The following is a 12,738-nucleotide window of genomic DNA, read 5'->3' as shown; positions in this document are numbered from 1 at the left end:
AAAAGAGGTTTTTTTAAACCTCTTTTTTTACTTAACTAACTTCTCGATGATCTTACTTACTGGTAAGATTGCATTTGTATATTCAATACTTGGACCAGCAACCCAAACAGTTTTATAAGTTACTTCAGTTGCTGCTTTTTCTGTAGCTTTCATTCCAATGTAAAATCGGAACATTTTTACCCATTTTTTAAGTCTTTTATTTTTGTTTAAAATGCGTTCTATCCAAGGTTGTTTTGTACCAACTTTTTGTACATAAGGTGTATTTATTACTGTACAAGGTGTTCCTGAAATACGTTCAGTTACAACAATATCTTTTTCACCATAATCTACACAAGCTTGTTTGTATTCGTTTGAAACTTCAGCTTCCAAAGATGCAATAAAAGGACTCCCAACAGAAACTCCAATAGCACCATAACTTAACATTTGATCAATATCCTTTTTAGTACCTACGCCACCTGCAGATATAACAGGTAATTTAGTTTTCTCATTCAAGGTTTTAATTAACTCTTCTGGATTCATATCACCTCTATGTCCTCCAGCTTGATTATTTACAGCTATTAATGCATCTGCTCCTAAACTTTCAACTTTTAGCGAATAATTTAAATCAGTTACATCACAAAACACTTTAACCCCTACTTTATGTGCTTCTTTTATAGTTTCCTCAGGACTTCCTAATGAAGTAATAATAAAATCTACTTTTTCTTCACACAGAAGACGAAGTTGCTCTTTATATTTGACATTCGATTTATTAACTATTAAGTTAAATCCAAAACTACCTCCTTCAACTTTTGCTTCTTTAAGTTCTTTAATTGCATCTTTCAGCTGTTCTAAAGTTCTATAATTTAAAGCGGGTATACATCCGGCTATTCCAGAATTCATAGCTTCTTTAACCATTTTAGTATTAGATACTAAAAACATAGGCGCCATAATTATTGGATGTTTAATATTTAATATTTCTTGTAAAGTTGGCTTAGACATATTTCAATTTATTTATTCAAATATACAAAATTTATTATGCATGCATATAAAAATATTTAATTGTAAAAAAATCCGACTAAATCGGATTATCTTTTTTTCTTAGTATTAGATTTGGCAGTAACAACTGCTTTTGATGGTTCATATCTACCAGTTTCAAAATTAAACTTATAATGATTCTCTTGAGTTTTTGTTTTTAAAACTACACTACCATCATTATTCAAAATAAATTCAAACCCTTCATTTCTCTTTTTTTCAACTTCGTGAGATGCAGTTTTATTCTTATCCAAAAACTGAGTTTCTTTAATGTAAATTGATTTTTGTGTATTTCCTAGTAGTAATGTACTCGTTTCAATATTCCAAATTTGAGATTCAGTAATATCAGCTACTTCTTTTTTCAATTTGGTTTGTGTAGTAATTTGCTCTTTCCAAGTAAGTACATAAAATTTTGCTTCATTTACCGAAAAAGACTTCATTATAAATTCTTTTGGATTTAAATTATTATCAGCAACTGATTTTACATCAAGTGTTTCAACTTCAGAACCATTTTTTACTTGTAATAAAAGTTTTTTCCCTTTCCCATTCGGAACAACTTCTGCTGTTAAATTATCAACTTTACCTAAAGTTACTTTTTTTGTTTTTTGAGCGCTACCAGTAAAGGCAAATAATGCAATAAATGCAATTAGAATTATTTTTTTCATTTTTAAGTTTTTGGTGCTTCCAAAATACGAAACTTTTTGACTTAAAAAACAAAAAACCGAACTTTTAAGAGTTCGGTTTTTTTAATTATTATATTTAGTTATTACTAAAATTATTTCACTTCTTCAAAATCTACATCTTGCGTTTGATCTCCAGAATCAGCATTGCCTTGTGGTTCTGCTTGTTGAGCACCACCTTCTGCTTGTGCTTTGTACATTTCCTCTGAAGCATTTTTCCAAGCTTCGTTAATTTTATCTAAAGCTGGTTGAATGGTATCAACATCTTTAGTTTCATAAGCTTTTTTCAATTCTTCTAAAGCTCCATTTAAAGCTGTTTTGTTACCTTCAGATAACTTATCACCAAACTCATTCAACTGTTTTTCAGTTTGGAAAATCATGCTGTCCGCTTCATTTAATTTATCCACTTTTTCTTTCGCTTTTTTATCAGCTTCAGCATTCATTTCTGCTTCCTTCTTCATTTTTTCGATTTCTTCTGGCGTTAATCCTGAAGAAGCTTCAATACGAATATCATGCGATTTTCCTGTTCCTTTATCAGTTGCAGAAACCTTTATAATACCGTTTGCATCGATATCAAAAGTTACTTCAATTTGAGGTACTCCTCTTTGTGCAGGTGGAATTCCGTCTAAGTGGAAACGTCCAATTGTTTTATTGTCTGTTGCCATTGGTCTTTCCCCTTGTAACACGTGAATTTCTACCGATGGTTGATTGTCAGCTGCCGTAGAGAATACTTGCGATTTCTTAGTAGGAATGGTAGTATTCGCTTCAATTAATTTTGTCATTACGCCACCCATAGTTTCAATACCTAATGATAATGGTGTAACATCTAATAATAATACATCTTTTACATCTCCAGTTAATACACCCCCTTGGATAGCAGCACCAATAGCTACAACCTCATCTGGGTTAACTCCTTTAGAAGGTTTTTTACCAAAGAATTTTTCTACTTCTTCTTGAATAACAGGAATACGTGTAGAACCACCCACTAAGATTACCTCATCAATATCTGATGTTGATAAACCAGCATCTTTTAAAGCTTTTGCAACTGGATCCATTGAACGTTTTACTAAATCGTGAGCTAATTGTTCAAATTTAGCTCTTGTTAAAGTTTGCACTAAGTGTTTTGGACCCGATGCTGTAGCCGTTACATATGGTAAGTTAATCTCTGTTTGAGTAGATGATGATAATTCAATTTTAGCTTTTTCAGCTGCTTCTTTTAAACGTTGTAAAGCCATTGGGTCTTTACGTAAATCTACTCCTTCAGCAGCATTAAATTCATTTGCTAACCAATCAATAATTACTTGATCAAAGTCATCACCACCTAAATGTGTATCACCGTTTGTTGATAATACTTCGAAAACTCCGTCACCTAATTCTAGAATAGAGATATCAAATGTACCACCACCTAAATCGTATACTGCAATTTTTTGATCTTTACCTGCTTTATCTAAACCATACGCTAATGCTGCAGCTGTAGGTTCGTTAATAATACGCATTACTTCTAACCCTGCAATTTGCCCGGCTTCTTTAGTTGCTTGACGCTGTGCATCGTTAAAGTATGCTGGAACAGTAATAACTGCTTTAGTTACAGTAGTTCCCAAATAATCTTCAGCTGTTTTCTTCATTTTTTGAAGTGTCATAGCCGATAATTCTTGAGGCGTATACAAACGTCCGTCGATATCTACACGTGGGGTGTCGTTATCTCCTTTTACAACTTTATACGCTACAGTTGATGCTTCTTTTTCACTTTCTGAATATTTATTACCCATAAAACGCTTAATAGAAGCAATTGTTTTTGTAGGATTTGTTACTGCTTGTCTTTTAGCAGCGTCACCTACTTTAATTTCTCCTCCTTCAACAAATGCAATTACTGAAGGTGTAGTTCTTCTTCCCTCTGCGTTTGCAATTACTACAGGTTCTCCACCTTCCATAACAGCCACACAAGAGTTCGTTGTTCCTAAATCGATTCCAATAATTTTACTCATAATATTTTTCTCCTTTTTTATTCATTTAAGATTGTTCCTCTAAGAGTGAACAGTGCATTCGCACGCTATCAACTAGACAAGTATTGTGCCAACAGAAAAAAAAATACTATTTGTCATAAAAACTAAAAAACAACTGACAACATGACATTCAATAACTGACGAATTACCAAATAATGAAAGAAATAACACTATCTTTGTCAAAATTTAAAAACATGCAATTCTCAGATTTTTCTATACATCGAACCATACTTGAAGCAATTAAAGAGTTAAATTACACTACTCCTACTCCAATTCAAGAACAAGCCATTCCAGAAATCTTAGAAGGAAATGATCTTGTAGGATGTGCTCAAACAGGAACTGGTAAAACGGCTGCATTTGCTATACCAATTTTAGATGTACTTCATCCTATTGTTGGATCAATAAAGAAAAGAAAATTAATTCGAACAGTTGTGGTTACACCAACTCGAGAATTAGCCATTCAAATTCAAGAGAACTTCGATTTGTATGGAAAATATACAAACATACGTTCGCTTGTCTTATATGGCGGTGTTAATCAAAATCCTCAAGTAGATGCTTTGAAACAAGGTGTTGATATTGTAATAGCTACTCCAGGTAGGTTTTTAGATTTATACAAACAAGGATTTATAAATTTAGACCAAATGCATCATTTAGTAATAGATGAAGCAGATTTAATGTTTGATATGGGATTTATAAATGATGTAAAAAAAATAATTAAACTTTCTCCATCAAATAGACAAACATTGCTTTTTTCGGCAACAATGCCATTTGAAATTAGAGTATTAGCTGATGAGTTTTTGAAAAATCCAAAATACATTTCGGTAACTCCTGTTTCGAGTACAGCTCAAAGTGTGAAGCAAAAAATTTATTTTGTTGAAAAAGAAAATAAGAGAAACTTATTAGTTCATTTAGTTGAAGAAGAAAAATTAGACAATGCAATAGTTTTCGTTAGAACAAAACATGGCGCTGATAATTTAGTTAAAGCTTTATCTAAGAAAAATATTTCCGCAATTGCAATTCATGGCGATAAATCACAATCGGCTAGAATTAGAGCTTTAGACGAATTTAAAAGTAAAAAAGTAAAATTTTTAATTGCTACTGATATTGCTGCAAGAGGAATTGATATTGACCAATTACCTTTTGTTATAAATTTTGATTTACCAAACATCCCAGAAACTTACGTTCATAGAATTGGAAGAACTGGAAGAGCTGGAAACGAAGGTGTTTCTATTTCCTTTTGTGGAAAAGATGAAAAAACATATTGGCAAGACATCATTAAATTAACAAAAATTTCCGCAAAAGAAGTTCCTAATCATCCTTATCCTTGGATAGAAAATCAATCAAAAGATTCAAAATCAAGCGATAATACTCAAAAGAAAGATTTTAGAAATAAAAATAACTCGAAATCTAAAAATTCAAAAAACTCAAATTCTAGAAAATCTGATAATTCTAAGAAAAATAAAAAACGTTGGTATTAATCCAAATAACAATGCTTGTATATTTTGTGATTCGCTTTTGTTTATCTTTGTAACTCAAACGTTTTAGTATGGAATGTATTTCAGTTTTCGATATGTTGAAAATTGGTGTTGGACCTTCAAGTTCACACACTCTTGGACCTTGGCGTGCAGCCGAAAGATTTTTAAATGAAGTTAGAGAACAAAAACTAATAGATACAATCATTCGAGTAAAAGTTGATTTATATGGTTCTTTATCTTTAACAGGAAAAGGACATGCTACAGATTTAGCAGTTATGCTTGGATTAAGTGGCGCTGACCCAGAATATATTCCCGTAGAAAGTATTGATGTAATTATTTCAGCAATTAAAAATAAAAACGAAATCTTTTTAGGAAACGAAATTATTATTCCTTTCAATCCTGAAACAGATATCGTTTTTAATAGAAATTTCCTACCATTTCATGCAAACGGATTAACGTTTACAGTTTATACCGAAACTACAGAATACAGCTCAACTTTTTATTCAATTGGTGGTGGGTTTGTTGTAAAAGAAGATGAAAATAATGGAAATGAAGAAATAAAATATGCGTTCCCTTATCCGGTAGATAAAGCAAGTGAATTGTTAGACTTTTGTCATAAAGAAAATAAATCGATTTCTCAAATAGTTTATGAAAATGAAAAATCGATGCGAACTGAAGAAGAAATTAACTCTGAATTACTTCGCATTTGGGATACCATGTTAGAATGTATGTACATTGGTTGCCATACTGAAGGAACACTTCCTGGTGGATTAAATGTCAGACGTCGTGCTTATGATATGCATAAAAACTTAATTGGTGTTTTACCTTATGATGATCCTTATTCTTGGTTACAAATTATTAGACAAACAGAAGTTAAGTTTAGACAAATTCTAAAATGGGTTTCGTGTTTTGCACTTTCAGTTAATGAAGTAAATGCTTCTTTAGGTAGAGTGGTTACTGCACCTACAAACGGAAGCGCCGGAGTTATTCCTGCTGTTCTAATGTATTATATGGTAATTGAAAACCACGAAGCAAACGAGGAACAAATTAAACAATTTTTAATGGTTGCGGGCGAAATTGGCTCAATCTTCAAAAAAGGTGCAACTATTTCTGCCGCTATGGGTGGATGTCAAGCTGAAATTGGAGTTTCAAGTGCAATGGCTGCTGGGGCGTTATGTGAAGTTATGGGCGGAACTCCAGATCAAGTTTTAGTTGCTGCTGAAATTGCTATGGAACATCATTTAGGACTAACTTGTGACCCTATTGGTGGTTTGGTACAAATTCCATGCATTGAAAGAAACACTATGGGGGCAATAAAAGCAATTAATGCTGCCGAGCTTGCTTTAGAAACTGATGCTAAAAATGTAAAAGTTCCTTTAGATAAAGTAGTCAACACTATGTGGGAAACTGCAAAAGATATGAACTCTAAGTATAAAGAAACTTCTGAAGGCGGATTAGCCATTGGTGTTAATTTAGCAGATTGTTAATCTCATTGAATTCTTTACGTTTAAAATATTTATTACTAATAATCGTAATAATTTGTCTAGGAATACTTTCTCGAAAAGTGAGTCTTATTCCATTATTTATTGGCGATTTTTTATACGCAATATTAATTTACTTTGGTTTACGTTTTTTATTTCTAAACCATAAAAAAGAAGTAATTGCTATTATTGGTTTACTTCTTTGTTTTTCAATTGAACTTTCACAATTAATTCAAGGAATAGAATGGTTAAATAGCATTAGGAAAACACAATTAGGCCATTATATTCTTGGGGAAGGTTTTTTATGGAGCGATATAATTGCTTATATTTTTGGAATAGTGATTTCTTATTTTAACGATAAAAAATAATTATTGTTTTCTTCTAGTATCAATAATATGTACAATTTTCCATTCTCCATTTGGTTCTTTCACCATAGTAAATGAATTTACTCCTATATGGCTTAATTGGCCGTTAACATAAAATTCATATGGAGTCCAAACATGTGCCATATTACCATCTATTTTAACTTCATAATCGGTAATTTTTTCCAATACTTTAATATTATCAGGAATTGAAGCTATGGATTTAAAAAACTCTGAAGCTTTTTCTGTTTTTAATCTTGAATTTTCTTTAGCGTTTGTAACAGTTTGAAGTGACATGTTTGTATGACAAACTTTCTGGAGTACTATTGAATCCTTTGCATGAAATCCAATAAAAAACTCATCAACAATTTGTTTAGGATCAGAGTTTTGACTTAATACTAAACTTGATATTAGAGTTGCTATAAAAACAAAAACTTTTTGCATAAATTATTTTTTATTATATGTAGCTCATGAATCGAAAATGTTACAATCTGTCTTGAGTTTAAAAAATAAAAAAATTAGAAACTTAAAATTAGTTATTCATTTTACATTAAAAGAATTTATCATTTCATAAATTTGTGTTTCAAAAAATATTTAAGATGTCTGTAGCTAAAAAAGATTATAAAAGAATTACCACAAAAACATTAATCGAGATGAAAGAAAATGGAGAAAAAATCTCCATGTTAACTGCATACGATTTCACTATGGCTAAAATTGTTGACACTGCAGGTGTAGATGTTATTTTAGTTGGTGATTCAGCTAGTAATGTAATGGCCGGACATGAAACAACTCTTCCTATTACATTAGATCAAATGATTTATCATGCTTCATCTGTTGTTAGAGCTGCTGCAAGAGCATTAGTGGTTGTTGATTTACCATTTGGAAGTTATCAATCAGATTCTAAAGAAGCTTTACGTTCGGCAATTCGTGTAATGAAAGAAAGTGGCGGACATGCGGTAAAATTAGAAGGCGGAAGAGAAATTAAAGAATCTATAAAAAAAATACTTCAAGCAGGAATACCGGTAATGGGACATTTAGGACTAACACCTCAATCAATCTACAAATTCGGCACATATACCGTTAGAGCTAAAGAAGACGAAGAAGCTGAAAAACTAATTGAAGACGCTAAAATGCTTGAAAAAATTGGTTGTTTTGCTCTTGTTTTAGAAAAAATTCCTGCAAAATTAGCTAAACGAGTTGCCGAAAGCATTTCAATTCCTGTCATTGGAATTGGTGCTGGAAATGGCGTAGACGGACAAGTTTTAGTGGTACATGATATGATAGGAATGACACATGAATTTCACCCAAGATTTTTACGTCGATACATGAATTTGTTTGAAGATATGAGCAATGCTATCGGACAATACGTTGATGATGTTAAATCTCAAGATTTTCCTAACGATAATGAACAATATTAGTCTAGAGGTTTAGATTTTAGAATATCAGATTAAAGACTTTATAAGGTTTATGCATAATTTTAAGGAATTAGAAATTTGGAAAAGAAGTCGATTGTTTTGTTCAAAAGTTTACGATATAACCTCTGAATTTACAGAATCGGAGAAATTTGGGTTAACGAATCAACTTAGAAGAGCTTCTGTTTCAGTTCCATCTAATATTGCTGAAGGTTCGTCAAGAAATTCAAATAAAGAATTTGGGCGGTTTTTAGAAATCGCTATTGGTTCATGCTACGAATTAGAAACTCAATTATTAATTTCTTTAGATTTAAAGTTTATTTCACCTAACACAATTGAAGAGTTACTTAGAGATTTGAATGAAATTGTTAAAATGATTGTTCGATTTAAATCAGTACTAAAAATCTAAAATCTTAAAGTCTAAAATCTAAATGAAAATCCTATCAACTAAAGATAATTTGCAAGTTCTATACGAAGACAATCATATTATTGTGGTAAATAAGCGCATAGGTGATATTGTTCAAGGTGATAAAACTGGAGACAAACCGCTTTCAGAAATTGTAAAAGAATATATTAAAGTTAAGTATAATAAGCCTGGAGAAGTCTTTTTAGGAGTTGTTCATCGATTAGATCGACCAACTTCAGGAATTGTTGTATTTGCTAGAACTTCTAAAGCATTGTCGCGTTTAAACGAAACTTTTAAAAACAAGGAAAACCAAAAAACGTATTGGGCTGTTGTAAAAAATTGCCCGCCTAAAGAAAGTGATACTTTAGTTCATTTCTTAACTCGAAATCCCAAAAACAATACTTCTAAAGCACATTCTAAAGAAGTTCCGAATAGTAAAAAATCGAGTCTTTCCTACTCTATTCTATCAAAACTTGATAATTATTTTGCACTTGAAATTGATTTGCACACAGGCAGACATCATCAAATACGTTGTCAGTTAGCAGCAATTGGCTCACCTATAAAAGGTGATTTAAAATATGGTTTCAATAGAAGTAATCCAGATGGTGGCATTCATTTACATGCAAGAAAATTAATTTTAAAACATCCTGTTACAAAAGAAATTATTACTTTCATAGCTCCAACTCCAGATGATGTTGTTTGGAATTTAATTAATTAAACACTTTATGAAAAATCGAATTGAACAAAAATTACAAAATGGCTACCAATTAGAAACAGGTAGATTAATAGATGACAGTTTTGCTTTATTCAAAAAGAATTTCCTTACTGCAGGTTTTGGAGTAATTGTACTTTGTATTATTATGGCTGTAGTTTATGGTGGAATTTTTGCTGCCTTTTTTGGTCTTGGAGACATTCAAAACACATTATTACAGTTTGAAACTCTTGCATTTGATCCAAAATTTATTTTAGGTAACACCATTGTAACAACAATATTAACAGCAATAATTGCACCTGTAACTGCTGGTTTCATTCATTTAAACTACTTAACTAAGTTTAACAAAGAATATAGTGTAGGAACAATTTTTGAGTTCTACTCTTCAAAATATTTTAAAGATTTATTTTTTGCTTATGCAATTATAGGTTTTACAACAGCAGTTGTTTCTTCTGTTTTAAGTTTTGTACGCTTAGAAATCTTTAATTTTATTTTTCAAAGTGCTATTAGTTTTTTTACCATTTTTACTATTCCTCTTATTATTTATGGAGAACAAAACTTTACTAATGCCATAAGTAAAAGTCTAACATTATTCTTAAAACAGCCTCTAGCAATTATTTTAGGATTAATAGTTGCTGGTATTGGAGCTATGCTAGGTATTGTAGCTATTTGTATTGGTATTTTCTTTACTTTGCCATTTATTTATAGCATGTATTTTACAATTTTTGACCAAGCTATTGGTTTTGGAGAAGAATCTGAAATTGATGAAATTGGTAACGAGCAAATCTAATTTATTTAACCTTTAAAACTATTAATTATGAAATGGAAAGGTAGAAGACAAAGTGATAATGTTGAAGACCGTAGAGGTATGTCAGGTGGAGGAAAATTGATTGCAGGTGGAGGTACAATAGCAATTTTATTTTTTGTAGTAAAATTGTTTTTCCCCGATGCTGCTCCGATTGTAGATCAAATTCAACAAGCTCAACAAAATAACCAACAAACCGAACAAGTTGAAGAAAGACAATTAACTGCTGAAGAAATCGAATTGGGAGAATTTGCATCTACCGTTTTAGCTGATACTGAAGATATTTGGACAAAAATTTTCCGTGAAAATAATATTGGTGCATACGAACAACCAAAAATGGTTTTATTCTCTGGTAGTGTACAAACAGCTTGTGGTGGTGCAAGTTCTGCATCTGGACCATTTTATTGTCCTGGAGACCATAAAGTATATATGGACTTAACTTTCTTTGAAGAATTAAAAAGTAAATTTGGTGCAAAAGGTGGCGATTTTGCTATAGCATATGTAATTGCTCATGAGGTTGGACATCATGTTCAAACTTTACTAGGAACGTCAAGTAAAGTAAGACAATTACAACAAGGTAAAAGCGAAGCAGATGCTAATAAATTGAGTGTTTGTTTAGAGCTTCAAGCCGACTTCTATGCTGGCCTTTGGGCACATTATAATCAAAAAAATCTTGAAATGGGAGATATTGAAGAAGCGCTAAGTGCTGCACATGCTGTAGGTGATGATGCTATTCAAAGTAAAATGCAAGGACATGTTGTTCCTGATTCCTTTACTCATGGAACTTCTGAACAGCGAATGAAATGGTTCATGAAAGGATATCAAACTGGAGATATTAGACATCACAACACCTTCGCAGAGGAATTATAATTGTTGATTTAAAAAATGAAAACGTTTTCGATTTTGAAAAGTATAATTTTTAAATTCAATTTTTAAATTAATCGTAAATCGAATCGAAACAATTTCAAATGAAGTGAATTCAATGTAATTTTGAATTCACTTTTTTATTTTTCACATGCAAGTAGGAATTGATGTTATACAATTTGATGTACCAAAAATATTTTTACCAATAAAAGATTTGGCTAATGCTCGTGTTATTGAACAAGCAAAACTTGAGAAAGGTTTAGGTTTACTTAATATGAGTTTACTAGATGTACATCAAGACGTAATTACATTAGCTGCAAATGCAATTTATAAACTAATTGAACAAGAAAATATACAATTAGAAGATATTGCCCGAATTTATGTAGGTACAGAAAGCGGATTAGACAACTCAAAACCGATTGCTTCGTATTTAGTTTCTATTTTAGAAAATGAATTGGGAAAAGGTAAATTAAAACATTGTGATGTAGTTGATTTGACTTTTGCTTGTATAGGAGGCGTTGATGCTTTTCATAATTGTTTAGATTTTATTCGATTAAACCCTTCTAAAAAAGCAATTGTAGTTACTACAGATAATGCTAAATACGATTTAAATTCTACTGGTGAATATACGCAAGGTGCTGGAGCAATTGCTATGCTTATTGCCTCAAATCCTAGAATTCTTTCTATAAACCAACCCGTTGGTATTTCAACTGAAGGTGTTTTCGATTTCTTCAAACCCAAACAAACTATTTCAAAGGAATTAATTACTTCAAGTAAAGACAATCCTGAATGGTTGGGTGTTTTAGAATCAGAAATAACCATTGTAAAAGAGCAACCTATATTTGATGGGCAATATTCTAATGAGTGCTACATTAATCGAATTAAAGAAGCATACCAACATTTTAAAGTAGAGAGTAATCAACAAAGTAATCTTTCAAATGAATGGGAATTAATCCTAATGCACCTACCCTACTGTTATCAGGGAAGAAGAACTTTCATTGAAATTTTCTCAGAGGAAAATTCTACTTTGTTAGAACAACAAGAAGGCGAAACTTTAAAAGAAAAAACAAAAGCATTAAGCAAATCACCTGAATATTTAGAATTTGTTACCAAAAAATTATATCCAGCTGAAGTTGCCTCAGGAAACATTGGAAATATTTATACAGGTTCGATATTCTTAGGATTATTGTCAGCACTTTATTTTTCATTAAAAAACAATAGAAATATATGCCAACAAAAAGTAGGTTTTATTGCCTATGGAAGTGGCTCAAAATCTAAAGTATTTGAAGGAAACGTTCAAGACGATTGGAAAGCTGTAATTGAAAAAACTAATCTTTTTCAAATTCTCGAAAGCAGAACCGCAATAGACTTTACTACTTATGAAAAACTTCATAAAAAAGAACTTACAACTTCAATTATCGAACCTAAAAATGAGTTTGTATTAGATTACATTGAAACAAAATCTGAAACACTTTTAGGAGCTCGATATTACAATAGAAAATAGTTTTCTGTTTTTATTCATTGTGT

13 protein-coding genes are annotated in these 12,738 nt (G+C 31.3%); 9 read left to right on the top strand and 4 right to left on the bottom strand.

Translation table 11 applies throughout. The features are described 5' to 3' along the window. Positions 1–27 precede the first annotated feature (27 nt). The 3 genes from KK2020170_RS09720 to dnaK form a co-directional block, all read right to left on the bottom strand. The gene (locus KK2020170_RS09720) at positions 28–978 is read right to left on the bottom strand and encodes an NAD(P)H-dependent flavin oxidoreductase (protein ID WP_221258142.1); all 951 of its coding nucleotides are present in this window, start codon (positions 976–978) and stop codon (positions 28–30) included. A gap of 86 nt (positions 979–1,064) precedes the next feature. Further along, positions 1,065–1,676, bottom strand: a complete 612-nt coding sequence (locus KK2020170_RS09715; RefSeq protein WP_221258141.1) for a hypothetical protein — start codon at positions 1,674–1,676, stop codon at positions 1,065–1,067. A gap of 110 nt (positions 1,677–1,786) precedes the next feature. Continuing rightward, positions 1,787–3,676, bottom strand: coding sequence for a molecular chaperone DnaK (gene dnaK / locus KK2020170_RS09710; protein ID WP_221258140.1), 1,890 nt, complete (start codon positions 3,674–3,676; stop codon positions 1,787–1,789). Between the two features lie 212 nt (positions 3,677–3,888). On the opposite strand from dnaK, the gene KK2020170_RS09705 reads away from it, so the two are divergent. The 3 genes from KK2020170_RS09705 (at position 3,889) to KK2020170_RS09695 (ending at position 7,018) form a co-directional block, all read left to right on the top strand. Then, positions 3,889–5,172 (top strand): DEAD/DEAH box helicase, encoded by a 1,284-nt coding sequence (locus tag KK2020170_RS09705; protein ID WP_221260031.1) that lies wholly within the window; start codon positions 3,889–3,891, stop codon positions 5,170–5,172. Between the two features lie 68 nt (positions 5,173–5,240). Continuing rightward, complete coding sequence (locus KK2020170_RS09700; protein ID WP_221258139.1) at positions 5,241–6,656, top strand: L-serine ammonia-lyase; 1,416 nt, start codon at positions 5,241–5,243, stop codon at positions 6,654–6,656. A gap of 77 nt (positions 6,657–6,733) precedes the next feature. Further along, entirely contained in the window at positions 6,734–7,018 is a 285-nt protein-coding gene (locus KK2020170_RS09695) for a ribosomal maturation YjgA family protein (RefSeq protein WP_255567309.1), read from the top strand. On the opposite strand, the gene KK2020170_RS09690 is transcribed toward KK2020170_RS09695, so the two are convergent. Further along, complete coding sequence (locus KK2020170_RS09690) at positions 7,019–7,456, bottom strand: Cif family virulence factor (RefSeq protein ID WP_221258138.1); 438 nt, start codon at positions 7,454–7,456, stop codon at positions 7,019–7,021. It lies immediately after the preceding gene. Positions 7,457–7,611: 155 nt separating this feature from the next. Here KK2020170_RS09690 and panB point away from each other — a divergent pair, with 155 nt between their 5' ends. The 6 genes from panB (at position 7,612) to KK2020170_RS09660 (ending at position 12,715) form a co-directional block, all read left to right on the top strand. After that, complete coding sequence (panB, locus tag KK2020170_RS09685; protein WP_221258137.1) at positions 7,612–8,430, top strand: 3-methyl-2-oxobutanoate hydroxymethyltransferase; 819 nt, start codon at positions 7,612–7,614, stop codon at positions 8,428–8,430. 49 nt (positions 8,431–8,479) lie between these two features. Continuing rightward, positions 8,480–8,833 (top strand): four helix bundle protein, encoded by a 354-nt coding sequence (locus KK2020170_RS09680; RefSeq protein ID WP_221258136.1) that lies wholly within the window; start codon positions 8,480–8,482, stop codon positions 8,831–8,833. A 22-nt stretch (positions 8,834–8,855) separates the two neighbouring features. Then, positions 8,856–9,548, top strand: a complete 693-nt coding sequence (locus KK2020170_RS09675; RefSeq protein ID WP_221258135.1) for an RluA family pseudouridine synthase — start codon at positions 8,856–8,858, stop codon at positions 9,546–9,548. 7 nt (positions 9,549–9,555) lie between these two features. Further along, a complete protein-coding gene (locus KK2020170_RS09670) occupies positions 9,556–10,332 on the top strand; it encodes a hypothetical protein (RefSeq protein WP_221258134.1) in 777 nt (258 codons plus the stop codon). A gap of 27 nt (positions 10,333–10,359) precedes the next feature. Further along, a complete protein-coding gene (ypfJ, locus tag KK2020170_RS09665) occupies positions 10,360–11,217 on the top strand; it encodes a KPN_02809 family neutral zinc metallopeptidase (protein WP_221258133.1) in 858 nt (285 codons plus the stop codon). A gap of 145 nt (positions 11,218–11,362) precedes the next feature. Continuing rightward, entirely contained in the window at positions 11,363–12,715 is a 1,353-nt protein-coding gene (locus KK2020170_RS09660) for a hydroxymethylglutaryl-CoA synthase family protein (RefSeq protein WP_221258132.1), read from the top strand. The last annotated feature ends 23 nt before the right edge of the window (positions 12,716–12,738 follow it).

The organism is Flavobacterium okayamense, assembly GCF_019702945.1.
GTDB classification, from domain to species: domain Bacteria; phylum Bacteroidota; class Bacteroidia; order Flavobacteriales; family Flavobacteriaceae; genus Flavobacterium; species Flavobacterium okayamense.
The sequence above is the reverse complement of the archived record's forward strand: the minus strand, read 5'-3'. Positions and strand labels throughout refer to the sequence as shown.